Annotated in this window: 15 protein-coding genes and 1 riboswitch; of the genes, 5 read left to right on the forward strand and 10 right to left on the reverse strand. The window is 72.7% G+C overall.

Annotated elements, in window-relative coordinates; genetic code table 11:
- Positions 1-229: 229 nt before the first annotated feature.
- The 4 genes from ABEB03_RS42680 to ABEB03_RS42695 all read right to left on the reverse strand — a co-directional run bounded on the left by ABEB03_RS42680 (position 230) and on the right by ABEB03_RS42695 (position 6,577).
- Positions 230-1,795, reverse strand: a complete 1,566-nt coding sequence (locus ABEB03_RS42680) for a phytoene desaturase family protein (RefSeq protein WP_345658469.1) — start codon at positions 1,793-1,795, stop codon at positions 230-232.
- A gap of 401 nt (positions 1,796-2,196) precedes the next feature.
- Entirely contained in the window at positions 2,197-4,464 is a 2,268-nt protein-coding gene (locus ABEB03_RS42685) for a serine/threonine-protein kinase (protein WP_345658470.1), read from the reverse strand.
- Positions 4,465-4,528: 64 nt separating this feature from the next.
- Positions 4,529-5,326, reverse strand: coding sequence for an oxygenase MpaB family protein (locus tag ABEB03_RS42690; RefSeq protein WP_345658507.1), 798 nt, complete (start codon positions 5,324-5,326; stop codon positions 4,529-4,531).
- 69 nt (positions 5,327-5,395) lie between these two features.
- Positions 5,396-6,577: an acyl-CoA dehydrogenase family protein gene (locus ABEB03_RS42695; protein WP_345658471.1), complete on the reverse strand. Its 1,182-nt coding sequence runs from the start codon at positions 6,575-6,577 to the stop codon at positions 5,396-5,398.
- Positions 6,578-6,664: 87 nt separating this feature from the next.
- Here ABEB03_RS42695 and ABEB03_RS42700 point away from each other — a divergent pair, with 87 nt between their 5' ends.
- Positions 6,665-6,805, forward strand: coding sequence for a hypothetical protein (locus ABEB03_RS42700; RefSeq protein ID WP_345658472.1), 141 nt, complete (start codon positions 6,665-6,667; stop codon positions 6,803-6,805).
- A gap of 61 nt (positions 6,806-6,866) precedes the next feature.
- On the opposite strand, the gene ABEB03_RS42705 is transcribed toward ABEB03_RS42700, so the two are convergent.
- A complete protein-coding gene (locus tag ABEB03_RS42705) occupies positions 6,867-7,637 on the reverse strand; it encodes a CbtA family protein (protein WP_345658473.1) in 771 nt (256 codons plus the stop codon).
- A 22-nt stretch (positions 7,638-7,659) separates the two neighbouring features.
- Positions 7,660-7,881, reverse strand: a complete 222-nt coding sequence (locus tag ABEB03_RS42710; protein WP_028799529.1) for a CbtB domain-containing protein — start codon at positions 7,879-7,881, stop codon at positions 7,660-7,662.
- 38 nt (positions 7,882-7,919) lie between these two features.
- Positions 7,920-8,060, reverse strand: a riboswitch (cobalamin riboswitch).
- Between the two features lie 143 nt (positions 8,061-8,203).
- On the opposite strand from ABEB03_RS42710, the gene ABEB03_RS42715 reads away from it, so the two are divergent.
- Positions 8,204-8,782 (forward strand): histidine phosphatase family protein, encoded by a 579-nt coding sequence (locus tag ABEB03_RS42715; protein WP_345658474.1) that lies wholly within the window; start codon positions 8,204-8,206, stop codon positions 8,780-8,782.
- Between the two features lie 333 nt (positions 8,783-9,115).
- Here the strand turns inward: ABEB03_RS42715 and ABEB03_RS42720 are convergent, their stop codons facing one another.
- The 3 genes from ABEB03_RS42720 to ABEB03_RS42730 all read right to left on the reverse strand — a co-directional run bounded on the left by ABEB03_RS42720 (position 9,116) and on the right by ABEB03_RS42730 (position 11,173).
- The gene (locus tag ABEB03_RS42720; protein ID WP_345658475.1) at positions 9,116-9,490 is read right to left on the reverse strand and encodes a ferredoxin; all 375 of its coding nucleotides are present in this window, start codon (positions 9,488-9,490) and stop codon (positions 9,116-9,118) included.
- 97 nt (positions 9,491-9,587) lie between these two features.
- The gene (locus tag ABEB03_RS42725) at positions 9,588-9,980 is read right to left on the reverse strand and encodes a nuclear transport factor 2 family protein (RefSeq protein WP_095932358.1); all 393 of its coding nucleotides are present in this window, start codon (positions 9,978-9,980) and stop codon (positions 9,588-9,590) included.
- A 113-nt stretch (positions 9,981-10,093) separates the two neighbouring features.
- Positions 10,094-11,173: a LacI family DNA-binding transcriptional regulator gene (locus tag ABEB03_RS42730; protein WP_345658476.1), complete on the reverse strand. Its 1,080-nt coding sequence runs from the start codon at positions 11,171-11,173 to the stop codon at positions 10,094-10,096.
- Positions 11,174-11,371: 198 nt separating this feature from the next.
- On the opposite strand from ABEB03_RS42730, the gene ABEB03_RS42735 reads away from it, so the two are divergent.
- Positions 11,372-12,184, forward strand: a complete 813-nt coding sequence (locus tag ABEB03_RS42735; RefSeq protein ID WP_345658477.1) for a TIM barrel protein — start codon at positions 11,372-11,374, stop codon at positions 12,182-12,184.
- Between the two features lie 92 nt (positions 12,185-12,276).
- Positions 12,277-13,302, forward strand: coding sequence for a Gfo/Idh/MocA family oxidoreductase (locus ABEB03_RS42740; RefSeq protein ID WP_345658478.1), 1,026 nt, complete (start codon positions 12,277-12,279; stop codon positions 13,300-13,302).
- Here the strand turns inward: ABEB03_RS42740 and ABEB03_RS42745 are convergent.
- Positions 13,289-14,293, reverse strand: a complete 1,005-nt coding sequence (locus tag ABEB03_RS42745; RefSeq protein WP_345658479.1) for a LacI family DNA-binding transcriptional regulator — start codon at positions 14,291-14,293, stop codon at positions 13,289-13,291. The genes ABEB03_RS42740 and ABEB03_RS42745 overlap by 14 nt on opposite strands.
- 122 nt (positions 14,294-14,415) lie before the next feature.
- Between ABEB03_RS42745 and ABEB03_RS42750 the strand changes: the two genes are divergently transcribed.
- On the forward strand, positions 14,416-15,570 hold the full coding sequence (locus ABEB03_RS42750; protein ID WP_345658480.1) for a Gfo/Idh/MocA family protein: 1,155 nt from the start codon (positions 14,416-14,418) through the stop codon (positions 15,568-15,570).
- The last annotated feature ends 176 nt before the right edge of the window (positions 15,571-15,746 follow it).

Below are 15,746 nucleotides of genomic sequence, written 5' to 3' on the forward strand. Positions count from 1 at the left end.
CGGCCGGGTGGGACGCGCCCGCACCGGCCTGGCCGGGACGGTCGTGGCAGCGCCCGGCCGGAACGGTCGTGGCAGCGCCCGGCCGGAACGGTCGTGGCAGCGCCCGGCCGGAACGGTCGTGGCAGCGCCCGGCCGGAACGTTCCCGGGAGCGTTCCGGCCGACGCGCTCGTGGGCGTGCCGGGCCGGAGCGGTCGTGGGAGCGACCGGCCGGCACCGCCGTCCCGACGCTCAGCTCTGCCGGCCGGCCTCCTCCAGCACGGCCATCGCCGCGTTGTGTCCGGGCACCCCGCTCACCCCGCCGCCGCGCACCGCCCCCGCACCGCACAGCAGCACGTTGGCGTGCCGGGTCTCGACGCCCCAGCGGCCCGTGCCCTCCTGCGCGTACGGGAAGGCGAGGTCGCGGTGGAAGATGTTGCCGCCCGGCAGCCGCAGGTCGCGCTCCAGGTCGAGCGGGGTCTTCGCCTCGATGCACGGACGGCCGTCGGCGTCGGTGGCCAGGCAGTCGGCCAGCGGCTCCGCGAGATGGGCGTCCAGCTGCGCCAGCGTCGACTTCAGCAGCTCGTCCCGCACCGCGTCGTTGTCCCGTTCGAAGAGCCGGGCCGGAGTGTGCAGGCCGAACAGGGTGAGGGTCTGGTAGCCCTGGTCGACGAGGTCCTGGCCGAGGATGCTCGGGTCGGTGAGCGAGTGGCAGTAGATCTCTGAGGGCGGCGCGGCGGGCAGCTCTCCGGAAGCGGCCTGCGCGTGGGCGGCCGCCAACTGCTGGTACCCCTCGGCGATGTGGAAGGTCCCGGAGAACGCCTCGCGCGGGTCGACGGCGCTGTCACGCAGCCGGGGCAGCCGCTTGAGCAGCATGTTCACCTTGAGCTGGGCGCCCTCGGCCGGGGTGGGCGGCTCGTCGCCGGTGAGGTGGGCGAGCTCCTGCGGCGACGCGTTGACGAGGACGTGCCGGGCCGCGACGACGCCCTCGCCGTCGGCGGTCCGGTAGGTGACCTCGGCGGACGTGCCGTCCGTCGCGACGCGGATCGCCTCGTGACCGGTGGCGATCGTGGCGCCGGCGTTGCGGGCCGCGCCGGCGATCGCGTCGGTCAGCGCCCCCATGCCGCCGACCGGCACGTCCCAGGCCCCGGTGCCGCCGCCGATCACGTGGTAGAGGAAGCAGCGGTTCTGCCGCAGCGAGGAGTCGTGGGCGTCCGCGAACGTCCCGATCAGCGCGTCGGTGAGGACGACACCGCGGACCAGGTCGTCGGCGAAGTACTCCTCCACCGCGGCGCCGACCGGCTCCTCGAAGAGCATCCGCCAGGCGTCCTCGTCGTCGACGCGGGACCGCAGTTCCTCGCGCGTGGGCAGGGGTTCGGTGAGCGTAGGGAACACCCGCTCGGCGACGCGGCCGGTCATGCCGTAGAAGCGCTGCCACGCCTCGTACTCGCGGTCGGAGCCGGTCAGCCGCGCGAACGCCTCGCGGGTGCGCCGCTCGCCGCCGCCGACGAGCAGCCCGGTGGGCCGCCCGTCACGCTCCACGGGCGTGTAGGAGGAGATGGTGCGCCCGCGGACCCGGAAGTCGAGGCCGAGGTCCCGGACGATCTTCCGGGGCAGCAGGCTGACCAGGTACGAATAGCGCGAAAGGCGCGCGTCGACTCCGGCGAACGGACGGGTCGAGACGGCCGCGCCGCCGGTGTTCCCCAGACGTTCCAGAACCAGCACGGACCGTCCGGCCCGGGCCAGGTAGGCGGCGGCGACCAGTCCGTTGTGGCCACCGCCGACGATCACGGCGTCGTATCCCTCGTGTGCAGGCATGGTTCTTCGTAGCACGTGATGATCTACGTCGGCCAGGGGTGCGCGGCAAGCGGCGGGCGCCCGAGCGGGCGGGGGCGGTGCTGACTCGCCGTTCAGCGGAGGGCGGGCGGCCGGCGCTCGGCGGCCCCGACAAGACGCCCGGCCGCCGCCGGGGTACGGTGCCCGGCGCTCCCGACACGCGGCCCGACCGCCTCCGGAGCGCGGTGGCGACACCCGGCCCGGTCGTCTCCGGAGCGCGATGCCGACACCCGGCCCGGTCGCCACCGGAGCGCGATGCCGGACGTGCGCGACACTCCGCCCGGCCGCCACCGGGTGGGGTGACCGGCGCTCCCGACCCGCTGCCCCGTCGCCGGCGGAGTGCGGTGACCGGTGGCCGGTGACCGGTGGCCGTGACTCCCCGTTCAGTGGCCGCCGGACGCCCGCTGCTGTCGTAACGCCGCCACCCTGCGGTACAGCTCGACGGCCTCCTGGCCGTGTCCCAGCTGCTCCAGGCAGTGCGCCTCGTCGTTGCGGCTGCCGAGGGTGTCGGGGTGGTCGGGGCCGAGGACCCGTTCGCGGGCGGCGGCGACGGCGCGGTACTCGGTGAGGGCGTCGGCCCAGCGGCCGAGCCAGCCCAGGCCGACGGCGACCTCCCTGCGGCTGACGAGGGTGTCCGGGTGGTCGGAGCCGAGGACGCGTTCGCGGATCGCGCACACGTCACGGGACTCCGCGAGCGCCTCCTCCCAGCGGCCCATGCGGCCCAGGTTCACCCCCAGGCCGTGCCGGGCGCGCAGGGTCTCGGGGTGCGTCGGTCCCTGCACGCGGACGCGGTCGTCGATCAGGTCGCGGTAGAGCGTCAGGGCCTGCGCGCTGCGCCCGAGCCTGCCGAGGCTGATGCCGACCTCGTAGCGGGCGGCGAACGTGTCGGGGTGGTCGGGCCCCAGCGCCTGGGCACGCGCGTCGGCCACTTCCTGGTAGGCGCGGAGCGCTTCGGGCCAGTGCCCCAACTGCCCGAGGGCGTAGGCGACCTCGTACCGGGTGACGAGGGTGTCGGGGTGGGTGGGGCCGAGGACGCGGGCCCGGGCGGCGGCGACCTCGCTCGCCATGCGGTACGAGTCCTCCAGCCGTCCGAGCCTGCTCAGGTTGAACGCGAGGTTGTGGCGGCAGCGCAGCGTGTCGGGGTGGTCGGCACCCATGGCCCGCTCGCGGGCGGCGAGCACCGAGGTGTAGGTCTGGTGCGCCTCGAAGTGACGGCCCAACTGGCCGAGCACGTACGCCATTTCCTGGCGCGCAGCGAGGGTGTCGGGGTGATCGGGCCCCAGCACCCGCTCCCTGGCCTCAGCAACGTGCGCGTACTCGCGCAGCGCGTCGGCGGGGCGCCCGGTGCGGCTCAGCGTGAAACCGACCTCGTAGCGGCTGGCGAGCGTGTCGGGATGGTCGGGTCCAAGAGCGTGCTCGCGTTCGGCGGCGACGGCACGGTGCACCTCGCCCGCCTCGGTCCACCGGCCGAGCCTCCCGAGGCTCAGCCCGGCGTTGTGCCGCCCCGCCAGTGTGGTGATCAACTCCGTTGACGGGGCGGGGCGTTCGGGGGCCGCGGGCCGGGCCGTCACGGCCGCCGAGGGCCGGGCGATCCAGTCTCCGGTGAGGCCGGCCGACGCGTCCGGCGGGGTGCTGCGCAGCCCGGGTCCAGCGGCCTTGTGGCCGGTGGTCATGCCATGGGTCCAGGACGGGAGCCGGGGTTCGCGGGACGGCGGCTGTTCGGGGCGCGTCTGTGTCGAGGGCGCCACCGCACGGCGGCCCGTGACCGCCGGGGTGACCACCGTCGGCACGTACATCGGGGTGGCGCGGCCCGCACCGATGCGGCGGGCCAGCTCGCGGGCGTCCTGCGGGCGCTCCTCGGGCTGCTTGGCGAGCAGGTCCAGGATGATCCGCTCGACGTACTCGGGCAGTTCGGCGCGATGGCTGCGCGGCGGCTCGGGCGGTGTGTCGCGGTGGCCGACGAGGACCGCCCACGCGTCGTCGAGGTCGAACGGCGGTGCCCCGGTGGCGATCTCGTAGAGCACGCACCCGAACGAGTACAGGTCGCTGCGCTGGTCGACATGGGAGCCGCTGATCTGCTCCGGCGACATGTAGTGCGGCGTGCCCATGGCGATGCCGGTGCCGGTCAACCGGGAGGTGAAGCCGATGTCGTGGCCGAGGCGGGCTATGCCGAAGTCGCAGATCTTCACGGTGCCGTCGGCAAGACGCATGATGTTCGCGGGCTTCAGGTCGCGGTGCACGATGCCCTGCTGATGGGTGTAGGCCAGCGCGGCGGCCACCTGGTCGGCGACGTCCACCACGTCGGCGACCGCCAGCGGATGGTGCTTGTTGTCCTCCAGGAGCTGGCTGAGGTTGCGCCCGTCCAGCAGTTCCATCACCAGGTACAGCACTCCGTCGGACTCGCCGAAGTCGTGGACCACGGTCACACCACGGTGCTGGAGGGCCGCGGCGACGCGGGCCTCGCGGCGGAACCTCTCACGCAGGACACGCGTGAAGGACTGGTCGTGGTGCGGTCCCAGCGGCTTGAGGCACTTGACGGCGACCTGTCGACCCAACGACTCGTCGCGCGCACGCCACACCTCGCCCATGCCGCCGCGCCCTATCAGATCGAGCAGCCGGTACCGGCCCTGGATCAGCCTGGAGTCCGCCATCTCGTGTGATCGCCCCCGTCACTGCTCAGCCCGCGCCCTCCCCCGGCCCGTCCAGTATGGCGAGCTATCTGCCGACTTTGTATGGTGCGGGGCGCGAGCCGGGGCCGAGCCGTGACATGGCGCGCAGAATGTGTTTGGGCGGGAGTTGCCAGCGCAGACGTGCGGGAACACAGCGCAGGGCGGTGCCCGTGACGCGCAGGTGCCGGGTCACCGAGGCGGGCGGCGGTACGGGCCTGCCGTACAACTCGTGGGCGTACGGCGGCAGAGAGGCGTACGCCAGCCGTGCCACGCGCCGCCAGAGCACGGCGCGCGCCGGGAGCAACAGCGGGTGGACGGGCGGACGCCGCAGGAAGGCGTCCACCTCCTGGGCCTCGGGCCCCGCCGCGAGCTCCGGAAGCATCTTGTCGAAGTAGGCGGCCAGCTCGGCCCGGCTCGCCGGTACGTCCGCGGGGTCGAGCCCGACCAGTCGCGCGCTGACCAGGTGTTCGGCGACGTACCGGTCGGCCTGCTCGTCCGTCAGCCGGAAGCCGGAGCGCCGCAGCACGTGGAGGTAGGAGTCGATCTCGGCGCAGTGCACCCACAACAGCAGTCCGGGTTCGTCGACCGGGTGGCGCTCCCCCGTGCCGGGGTCGGTCGTCGTGAGCATGCTGTGAATCTTTCGCACCCTCGCCCCCGCCTTCTCGGCGGCCTCACCCGTGCCGTACGTCGTCGTGCCGACGAAGTTCGCGGTGCGCATCAGCCGGCCCCAGGCGTCGCGCCGGAAGTCGGAGTTCTGCGTCACCCCGCGCACGACGCGTGGGTGCAGGGCCTGGAGGTACAGCGCGCGGATGCCGGCGACCCACATCATCGGGTCGCCGTGCATCTGCCAGGTCACGGAGCCGGGACCGAAGAGTCCCGGGTCGCCCGGGAACGTGCTCTCCACCGTGTCAGGCTAACGCCGGACCCGGGGCATCCCCAGTCCGATCCACGAGATGATCTCGCGCTGGATCTCGTTGTTGCCGCCGCCGAAGGTGAAGATCACCGCGGAGCGGTAGCCGCGTTCGAGCTCGCCGTGCAGGACGGCCCCCGCGGAGCCCTCCTTGAGCACCCCGGGCGCGGCGACGATCTCCATCAGCCAGGCGTATGCGTCGCGGCGCGCCTCGGAGCCGTACACCTTGACCGCGGAGGCGTCCTGCGGGGTGAGGGTGCCCTCCTGGACGGCGTTCACCATCTTCCAGTTGAGCAGTTTCATGGCGTCGAGCCGGGTGTGGGTCTGCGCGAGCCGGCGGCGCACCCACGGGAGGTCGGCCACGCGGCGGCCGTCGGTGAGCTTGGTCTCCATGGCCCAGCGCTGAACGTCGTGCAGGGCCCGGATCGCCATGGTGCCGTGCGCGGCGAGCGTCACGCGTTCGTGGTTGAGCTGGTTGGTGATCAGCCGCCACCCCTTGTTCTCCTCGCCGACCCGACGGGTGACGGGGACCCGGATGTTCTCGTAGTAGCTGGCGGTGGTGTCGTGCGAGGCGAGTGTGTTGATCAGCGTGCACGAGTAGCCGGGGTCGGAGGTCGGCACCAGGAGCATGGTGATGCCCTTGTGCGGCGGGGCGTCGGGGTCGGTGCGGACGGCGAGCCAGACCCAGTCGGCGGTGTCGCCGTTCGTCGTCCAGATCTTCTGCCCGTTCACGACGTAATCACCTTCGCCGTCACGGACCGCCTTCGTCTTCAGCGCGGCGAGGTCGGTGCCGGCGTCGGGCTCGCTGTAGCCGATCGCGAAGTCGATCTCGCCGGAGAGGATCCTGGGCAGGAAGTGGGACTTCTGCTCCTCCGTCCCGAACTGCATGATCGTCGGTCCGACGGTGTTCAGGGCCATCAGGGGCAGGGGCACGCCCGCCTGGGCCGCCTCGTCGAAGAAGATGAACTGTTCCATGGGGGTCAGCCCGCGCCCGCCGTACTCCTTCGGCCATCCGACGCCGAGCCAGCCGTCCGCGCCCAGACGTCGGACGGTCTCGCGGTAGAAGCGCTTCTGCGAGGCGGGGTCGGCGTACCGGGCGTAGGCGTTGTCGGGCACCAACTGGGCGAAATAGTCACGCAGTTCGGTGCGCAGACGCTGCTGCTCCGGCGTGTATTCGAGATGCACGGCGCCTCCTGTTGCCCGGTGCCCGAGCTGGTTCTCCCGGCTGGTCGGCGCACAGAGTAGAACGTGTTGCAGAACTTGGGAATGCCGATGACGCGTCAGAGGGATTTCCCGTGGGCCCCTTCGGCGACCACCGCCACTCTTCCCCCCGGGCCGGCGCGAGACGTGGACCTCGACGTCGGCCTCACGGCGCTGCTGGACGGCTTCGAGCTGCTGATCCGGCCGGCCTGACGTCCGGTGCACGCAGGAGGGCGGCCCCGGTCGAGGACCGGGGCCGCCCTTCCGTCACCGCTCAGTGGGCCACGGGAGTCGCCCCCGCGGTGACCTCCTGCCGGTCTCCGGCGGCCGGCTTCGGCGCCAGTACCCGTTCGGCCAGGAACCCGAAGACGAGCCCGAAGGCGGTCCACAGGGTCAGCTGGATGGCGAGGGCCGCGAGCCGGAACTGCCAGAGCAGGGTGCCCGAGAAGTCCTTCGGAACCTCGTTCACGGCCGGCAGGAAGGCGTAGGCGAGACCGATCGTGAGGACGAAGAACGCGCCCGCCGCGATCGTCGCGTTCCAATTGCCGAGGCGCGGCGCGAGGCGCTTGCCCAGGATCACGGTCGCGACGGCCAGCAGCACGCTGAGCACCATCATCAGGAAGTACAGGGTCGTGCGCTTCCCGATGGTGTCGGGATCGCCGACCGACGGCGGGTTGGCCGGGTACTTCAGGAACGGCACGACATAGACCGCGAGCAGGCCCGCCACCGACAGCAGCAGCGCGCTCGCCCGCGGCCCGAAGCGGCCGATCCTGCCGAGCGCGAAGCAGTACGCGAGAGCGGCGATACCACCGAACGCGACCCCGTAGACGAGGACGCCGGTGGCCAGGCCGCCGGTGGACTGCATCGTCCGGGACACCGCTTCCACGCCGTGCTCGTGCGCGTGGGAGTGCGCCTCTTCGTAGCCGATCGCCGAGTCGACGCGCGGCTCGCCCAGGAAGTAGGCGACGACCAGGGCGAGCAGGCCCGCGGCGAGTCCCGCGAGCATGCCACGCACCAACAGGTTTCTTACGATTGAGGAATTCATCGGCTCGTACGTCCCGTGTCCGTCAGTGGCACGGGAAGCCGAGCAGGTGGCGGGCGTCGTGGACCCACTCGTGGACGTTCTCGCCGGACACGACTGCGGTGGCGCCCTGTTCGGCGCCGACGAAGTAGAGCAGGACCAGCATCAGGATGCCGAAGAAGACCGCCCAGGGGGCGATCGCGCCGATCGGCAGCTTGGCGGGTACCGCGGTGGGTGTGGCGGTCGGCTGAGCGACGGACTGCGCCATGGGGCAGAACCTCCTGGGGAACTCGCGTCCCATTTCGGTGGTGCACTGGACGACAGCCGCGGGTCTGACTTGCCCCGCCCTCACCGCCCCTGGAGTGGGGGGTTCGTGCTGGGCTTACAGTGGCGCGACCGTGCCGGATTTCCACCGGGCTTCCGCCGAGCCGTCGTCGATTTCGACGCGACGGTACCGCGTCGGCGGGTTCCGGCCAAGGGCGCACGAGGGAGCACGGGGCGCGCCCCACGGACCGGGTGTGCCGCGGATTCCCTTGCCCCGTAAGGCTTTTCGGGTCGGCGGACACCACGAAACCCATGAGAGTGAGGACATGACAAGTCGAGTGATCTTGATCTCAGCCGCGATCGGCACCGCGCTGCGCGAGGCCCGCTTCGACGACGGACGTCCGCTCGACGCGTCCGGACTGCGGCTCGCGCGGGCGGCCGCGGGACGACTGCCGGCCGCGGAGCGGCAGTGGGTCTCCCCCGTCGTGCGCTGCCGTGCGACCGCCGACGCGCTCGGCCTCGAAGGCGTGCCGGACGCACCGGAGTTGGCCGGGCTCGACGTGGGCCGCTGGCGCGGTGCGACGCTGGCGGAGGTGAGCGCCGAGGAGCCCGAGGCGGTGGCGGGCTGGCTGGCCGACCCCGGAGCCGCGCCGCACGGCGGCGAGTCGGTACGGGCGTTCTGCGACCGGGTGGCCGGCTGGCTGGACGGCACCGCGCACGTGTCGGGCCGGACGGTCGCCGTGGTCGAACCGGAGGTCGTACGGGGCGCGCTGGTGCGGGTTCTGGGGGCGCCGGACGCGGCCTTCTGGCGCGTCGACGTACCGCCCCTGACCGCCACGGAGTTCAGCGGGCGATCGGGGCGCTGGAACGTCCGCGCGGGGCGGCCGCTGGTGGAGCCGGGCTGAGGTGACGGCCGGAGCGCGCCGCCGGCCGGACCTCCGTTCGCCCCACGGAGTTCCGGTCGCCCCACGGAGTTCCGGCAGCCCGTCGGAGTTCCGGTCGCCCCACGGAGTTCCGGCAGCCCGTCGGATTACGGTCGTCCCACGAAGTTACGGTCGTCCGTCGGAGCGCCGTTCCCGGCCCGGAAGTTCCCGTCCCGTCCCGCCGTGCCGCTCCCACCCGCGCCCGGGCGGGCAGGCCGGCGGCTCCGGAGGGTGCTCGGCCCAGAACGGCCGCCACGGCGCTCGGCGCCGACCTGCCCGGACGGCGCGCTCGGCGCCGGACGGCCCGGGCCGCGCTCAGCCCAGGATCGCGAGAAAGTCCGAGCACGCCTGCGCGCAGGCACGGCACTCCTTCGCCGCGTCCTGCGCACCGTCGTACTCGTCGAAGACGTCGGCGCCCTCCAGACAGACGTCGCGGCACCATTCCACCTGGGAGCGGACGGCGGCCTCGTCCCGGTGCACCCCTTCGGACAGCACCAGGCAGGTCGCGTCGCACACTTCCGTGCACTGGATGCCCTTGCGGCGTACGAGGTCCTGTTCCTTGGGCCCGTCCGGATCCATGAGGCTCGCGCGCAGCGCACAGACCCTGGCGCACTCGGTGCACGCCTGGGCGCAGGCGAAGCGGTCCTCGAGGAACCGGATGAGCTCCTGCCGGGAAGTCGTCGATGTCACGACGCGCGGGTAGCCGCGCGCCTTCGCGTCAAACCCGTCCACCGCCTCCGGAACGCGGTCCTCGTGCGCACGGTGCGCGCCGGGGGGCCGCCCGACGTCACGCGCCGGCCGCCTCCTGAGCGATCCGGTCGAACTGGGCTCCCATCGCCTCGGAGAGCGCCTGGGCGGCGGACAGCGGGCGGACCATGACCATGAAGTCGTCGATCTTCCCGTCCTCGTCGAAGTGGAGGAAGTCGCAGCCGGTGATCTTCTTGTCGCCGACCTTCGCCTCGAAGACGAGCGCGTGGTCGCGGCCGTCCGCGCCGCCGATCTCGCGGACGTAGTGGAAGTCGGTGAAGACGCGTGTGACACCGCGGAGGATGGCAGCGGTGATCGCCTTCCCGGGGTAGGGCTTGAAGGCGACGGGGCTGTGGAAGACGACGTCGTCGGCCAGCATGTCCTCGACCGCGGCGAGGTCACCGGCCTCCACGGCCTTGCGGAAGGAATCCATCACGCCCACCTCATCCTCATACCCATACTCAACAAATTGACTATTCGCTGATCACACTAGCCACGCGGCAGGGCGCCGTCCAGCCTCGGAGACCGTTCGGCCTCGGAGACCGTTCAGCCACCCGTCGGGGCGGCCGTGGTGCCGCGCACCACCAGGCGCGGGGCGATGACGGTCTCCTCCCCCGACCCGGACCCCTCCCACGGGCCCGCTCCCTCCGACGCCCCGCCACCGGAGGCCGCATCTCCCTCCAGACGCGCCAGGGCCCGGCCGACCGCCTCCCCCGCGAGCCGGGAGATGTCCTGGCCGACGGTGGTGAGGTCGATGTGCGCGAGGCGTGACAGACGGCTGTCGTCGAAGCCCACGACGGAGATGTCACCGGGCACCGAGACGTGGGCGCGCAGGAAGATGTCGAGGACACCGGTGGCGCAGCGGTCGTTGAAGGCCAGGACCGCGGTGGGGCGGGAGTCCGCGTCGAGCAGGGCGCGGGCCGCGGCGGCGCCGTCCTCCTCGGTCGGGCCGCCCGGCAGGACCCGGGCCCGGTCGCCGAGGCCGTGCCGGTTCATGGCGGTGCGGTAGCCGCGGCGCCGTTCGGCGGCGCCCGGTGCCCGGCCGCCGTCGATGTGCGCGACGTCGCGGTGGCCGAGTGCGACGAGGTGGTCGACGGCCCGGCGGGCACCTTCGTCGTCCGCGGTACGCACGACGTCCACCCCGGCGGGGGGCGGGCGCAGCCGCCGGGCCACGGACACGACCGGGACCTGGGCGGCGAGTTCAGCCAGCCGGGCGGTGGGGGCCCGTGGTCCGAGCAGGATCAGCGCCTCGCAGCGGTCCGCCAACAGAGCCTCCACCGCCTGCTGTTCGCCGCGGCTCGGGGTGACGGCACTGAGCGCGAGCTGGTAGCCGGCCGGCTCGGCGGCGGCGTACAGACCCTCGACCAGGTCGGCGTGGAAGGGCTCCTGGAGGCCGAACTGCACGCCGAGCAGGCGCGAACGGCTGCTGCGCAGCAGGCGGGCGCGCGCGTCGGGCCGGTAGCCGATCTCCCGCGCCGCCGCGAGCACGCGCTCGCGGGTGGCGGCACCGGCACCCTTGGTCCCGCGCATCACGATGGAGACCAGGGCGACGGACACCCCCGCCCGTTCCGCGACGTCGGCGAGGGTGGGCCGCTTCCCGCCCGGACCCGAGGAGCTCGGAGACACGGCTGCCCTCCCTGTTCGGCATGGCTTCCCGTTCGGCACGACTTCCCGTTCGGCACGACTTCCCGACGAGATCGTAGACCAGCGCCGAACGCACTGGTCGGAAGTACTGCAACGTTCTAGTCCACCGCGCCCGCGACACCTTGACAAGGCGCTCGACCGCTGGCGTACTGCTGCTCCGGGACTGGAACGTTCTAGCAAATGCGAGAGCCGGAAAGCAGGCGATGCACGGTGTACACGCTGGCGGTCTGTGCCGAGATGGTCTTCGGGGACCTCCCCGTCCCCGAGCGGGCGCGACGCATCCACGACGCCGGTTTCCAGGTCGAGATCTGGGACTGGACGCGGCACGATCTGACCGCCCTGGAGCGGAGCGGGGCGGCCTTCTCCTCCATGACCGGCTACGTCCGCGGAAGTCTGACGGATCCGGACGGCGCGGACGAACTGCTGCGCACCGCCGCGGAGTCGGTGCGGGTCGCGGAGCGCCTCGGCTGCCCCCGGCTCAATCTGCACGGCACCGGTCTCGACGGCGAGGGCCTGCCGGTGACCGCGGTGACCGGCGAGGCCACCGGTCCGATGTGGATCGCCGCCCAGCGCACGCTGAGCCGGGTCGCGGACCTGGGCGAGCGCTCCGGGGTGGTCTTCACGCTGGAGAACCTCAACACCGCCGTGGACCACCCCGGTGTGCCGTTCGCGAAGGCCTCCGACACGCTGGCCCTGGTGGCGGCCGTGGACCGGCCGGGACTGCGGATGAACCTGGATCTCTACCACGCGCAGATCGGCGAGGGGAATCTGATCGAGCTGGTCCGCCGCGCCCACGGCCTGGGCCTGATCGGGGAGATCCAGGTGGCGGACGTACCGGGCCGCCACGAACCCGGAACCGGGGAGATCAACTACCCGGCCGTCGCGGCCGCCCTGACGGACCTCGGGTACGACGGCACGGTCGCCCTGGAGGCCTGGGCCTCCGAGGACAGCGACCTCGCGCTGGAGCGCTTCCGGACCGCGTTCACACCCTGACGGCGCCGGCGCCCGAGTCGCCGAATCGCCGAATTGCCGAATCGTCGAGTCGCTGAATCACCGAATCGCCAACCGACGTACGGAGAAGCCGTATGACCACGCAACAACCCCTCGCCGTCGGCCTGGTCGGCGCCGGCCGGATGGGCGCCTTCCATGCCGAGACCCTCGCCCACCGGCTGCCCGGCGTCCGCCTCGCCGCGGTCGCCGACCCGGCGCCCGGCGCCGCCCGACGCCTGGGCGACCGGCTCGGCTGTACGACGACGTACACCGAGATCGCGGAGCTGCTCGCCGACCCGCGGATCGAGGCGGTGGTGCTGGCCACTCCGGCGCGCACGCACGCCGATCTGGTCGTGGCGGCGGCCCGCGCTGGCAAGGCCGTCTACTGCGAGAAACCGATGGCCGTCACACTCGCCGAGGCCGACCGGGCGACGGCCGCGGCCCGCGAGGCGGGCGTTCCTCTCCAGGTCGGCTTCAACCGCCGCTACGACAAGGGCTTCCGTGCCGCCCACGACAGGATCGTGGAGGGCGGCATCGGCACCCCGCAGCTGCTCCGCTCGCTCACCCGTGATCCGAAGCTCGCCGATCCGGCGCTCGTCCCGCCGTGGACGATCTTCCTGGAGACCCTCATCCACGACTTCGACACCCTGCGTCATCTCAACCCGGGGGCCGAGGCGGTCGAGGTCTTCGCACTGGCGGACGCGCTGGTGCGCCCCGACTTCAAGGAAGGTGGTCTGCTCGACACCGCCCTTGTCACCATCCGCTTCGACAACGGCGCCCTCGCCACCGCCGAGGCCAGTTTCCAGGCGGTGTACGGCTACGACGTGCGCGGTGAGGTCTTCGGTTCGGCCGGCATGCTCACCATGGGCGACATGCGCCGCACTCACCTGACCGGCTACGGCCCGCGGGGCGTCACCGCCGAGTGCGTCGACTACGACCAGGACCTCTTCCACGACGCGTACGTGGCGGAGATCGCCGACTTCACCGACTGCGTCCGCCGCGGGGGCACCCAGGCGGTCACCGGCGAGGACGCGCGCGCCGCCCTCGCCATCGCCCTGGCGGCGATCCGGTCGGTCTCCGTCCGGGGACCCGTCCGGCTCGACGAGCTCAAGAGCGACTGACCCGCGTGGTCGTGCCCCGGACTTCGAGAACGGGGTCGGCGAGGACGAGCGACGCGGGGCGGGCGGGATCGGCGATCCGGTCGAGCAGGCGCTGCGCTGCGCGGCGGCCGACGTCGTGGCCGGCGTTGTCCACGGTGGTGAGCCACAGGTGGCGCAGGCGCGCGAGGTAGGTGTTGTCGTAGCCGACGAGGGAGAGGTCGCGGGGCACCTGGAGGCCGAGCTCCTCGGCGGCCGAGAGTGCGCCGACGCAGGCCATGTCGTTGAACGCGAAGACGGCGGTGGGCCGTTCGCGTGCCGCGAGCAGCCGGACCATGGCCCGGTAGCCGCCCTCCTCCGTCAGGTCGCCCTGCTCCACGACCGCCTCCCGGCCGAGCCCGTGCTCGCGCATGACGGTCTCGAAGCTGCGGCGGCGCAGTTCACCGACGGTCCCCTCCCCCGCGATGTGGGCGACGCGGTGGTGTCCGAGGGCGAGGAGGTGCTCGGTGGCGAGCCGGGCGCCGCGCTCGTCGTCGTTGGCGACGATGTCCACGCCGGGCAGTTCGGGTTCCCGTGCACCGGCCACCACCGTGGGGACCCGCGCCGCCGCGGCCCGCAGCGCCTCGGAGGGCGGGAGGGTGCCGACGGCGATCAGACCGTCGACGCGCAGGTCCATGAACGTGCGGGTGAGGTCCTCGCCGAGGCGCCGGCTGAGATGGCCGTCGGCGAGGAGCGTGTGCAGACCGGAGTCGTGCAGCCGGGAGTTCAGGCCGTCGAGCAGTTCGACGAACCAGGGGTTGCGCATGTCGTTGAGCAGCACGCCGACGGTGCGGGTGCGGCGCTCGCTGAGGCTGCGGGCCGCGGCGTTGGTGCGGTAGCCGAGTTCCTCGACGGCGGCCAGCACGACCTGCCGCTTCTCCTCGCGGACCTGGTCGGAGCCACGCAGCACGAGGGAGACCAGCGACTTCGACACCCCGGCCCGCTCGGCGACGTCACGGATCGTCGGCGCTCTCATGGTCTGGACCGTTCCACAGCGGTGGCGAGCTTGTCAAAGGGTGGCAGGAGGGTTGACACGTGCACTGATGGAGCCCAGTGTGAGCTCGAGGCAGTCTTGGACCGGTCCAAAAAGGGGCAGTCATGGTGCGTACACTCGGCGTTGCGGTCGTGGGGTTCGGCTGGATGGGACGGGTGCACACCCAGGCCTACGCACGTGTGCCGCACCATTTCCCCGGGCTCACGCTGCGGCCCGAGCTGGTCGCCGTGGCGGACGAGGTGCCGGGCCGCGCCGAGGAGGCGGTCGCGCGGTACGGCTTCGCCACGGGCACCCGCGACTGGCGTACCGTCGCCGCCGACCCACGCGTCGAGGCGGTGAGCATCGCCGCACCGAACTTCCTGCACCGCGAGATCGGTGTGGCCATGGCCGAGGCCGGCAAGCACATCTGGATCGAGAAGCCGGTGGGGCTCACCGCCGCGGACGCCCGCGCGGTGTCGCAGGCCGCGGCCAAGGCCGGGGTGCAGGGCACCGTCGGCTTCAACTACCGCAACGCGCCCGCCGTCGCCGCCGCCCGCGAACTGATCTCCTCCGGCGAGATCGGCACCGTCACCCATGTCCGCATCCGGCTCCTCAGCGACTACGCCGCACACCCGGAGGGGGCGCTGACCTGGCGCTACGAGAGGGAGTGCGGCGGCAGCGGCGTCCTGGGCGACCTGGCCTCGCACGGCGTGGACCTGGCCCGGCACCTGCTCGGCGAGATCGAGGCGCTCACCGCGGACACCGCGGTCTTCCTGCCGCGACGGGCACGTCCGGCGGGTGCCACGGCCGGCCACGCACGGGCGACGGGCGGCGAGTTCGGCACCGTGGAGAACGAGGACTACGTCAACTGCCTGCTGCGCTTCGCCTCCGGCGCCCGGGGCGTGCTGGAGGCGTGCCGGGTCTCGGTGGGCGAGCAGAACAACTACGGCTTCGAGGTGCACGGCACCCGGGGCGCGGTGTTCTGGGACTTCCGCCGCATGGGCGAGCTCGCGGTCAGCCGGGGCACGGCCTACCAGGACCAGCCGGTCAGCACGGTGTACGTGGGCCCCGGACACGGCGAGTACGCCGCCTTCCAGCCGGGCGCGGCCAACAGCATGGGCTACGACGACCTCAAGGTCATCGAGGCGCACCACTTCCTGCGGTCCATCGAGGACGGCACTCCGCACGGGGCGACGCTCGACGACGCGGTGCACAGCGCGGAGATGCTCGACGCGATGGCACGCTCCGCCGAGCGGGGTTCCTGGGTGAGCCTCGCATGACCGGAGTCCTGCGCGGCGCGACGCGGGGCTTCGCCCGGGGCGACGCGGGCAGCGGACCTGCGAGGTGGGGGTGTGAGGGTGGCCGTGCCGCCCGACGAGGGCCCCGACAGGTGCGGGCACCTCTCACCCGCGAAAACCCGTTGGAACGACGACGGCCGCGGTGATTAGGGTCGGGT

This window comes from Streptomyces siamensis, assembly GCF_039543605.1.
In the GTDB taxonomy this organism is placed as follows: Bacteria; Actinomycetota; Actinomycetes; order Streptomycetales; family Streptomycetaceae; genus Streptomyces; species Streptomyces siamensis.

What these genes read in the sequence shown, in the direction of transcription:
- ABEB03_RS42680 (WP_345658469.1), bottom strand. Translation starts at nt 1,795, where the DNA reads ATGCCTGCACACGAGGGATACGACGCCGTGATCGTCGGCGGTGGCCAC.
- ABEB03_RS42685 (WP_345658470.1), bottom strand. Translation starts at nt 4,464, where the DNA reads ATGGCGGACTCCAGGCTGATCCAGGGCCGGTACCGGCTGCTCGATCTG.
- ABEB03_RS42690 (WP_345658507.1), bottom strand. Translation starts at nt 5,326, where the DNA reads ATGCACGGCGACCCGATGATGTGGGTCGCCGGCATCCGCGCGCTGTAC.
- ABEB03_RS42700 (WP_345658472.1), top strand. Translation starts at nt 6,665, where the DNA reads ATGACGCGTCAGAGGGATTTCCCGTGGGCCCCTTCGGCGACCACCGCC.
- ABEB03_RS42705 (WP_345658473.1), bottom strand. Translation starts at nt 7,637, where the DNA reads ATGAATTCCTCAATCGTAAGAAACCTGTTGGTGCGTGGCATGCTCGCG.
- ABEB03_RS42710 (WP_028799529.1), bottom strand. Translation starts at nt 7,881, where the DNA reads ATGGCGCAGTCCGTCGCTCAGCCGACCGCCACACCCACCGCGGTACCC.
- ABEB03_RS42715 (WP_345658474.1), top strand. Translation starts at nt 8,204, where the DNA reads ATGACAAGTCGAGTGATCTTGATCTCAGCCGCGATCGGCACCGCGCTG.
- ABEB03_RS42725 (WP_095932358.1), bottom strand. Translation starts at nt 9,980, where the DNA reads ATGGATTCCTTCCGCAAGGCCGTGGAGGCCGGTGACCTCGCCGCGGTC.
- ABEB03_RS42735 (WP_345658477.1), top strand. Translation starts at nt 11,372, where the DNA reads ATGCGAGAGCCGGAAAGCAGGCGATGCACGGTGTACACGCTGGCGGTC.
- ABEB03_RS42740 (WP_345658478.1), top strand. Translation starts at nt 12,277, where the DNA reads ATGACCACGCAACAACCCCTCGCCGTCGGCCTGGTCGGCGCCGGCCGG.
- ABEB03_RS42745 (WP_345658479.1), bottom strand. Translation starts at nt 14,293, where the DNA reads ATGAGAGCGCCGACGATCCGTGACGTCGCCGAGCGGGCCGGGGTGTCG.
- ABEB03_RS42750 (WP_345658480.1), top strand. Translation starts at nt 14,416, where the DNA reads ATGGTGCGTACACTCGGCGTTGCGGTCGTGGGGTTCGGCTGGATGGGA.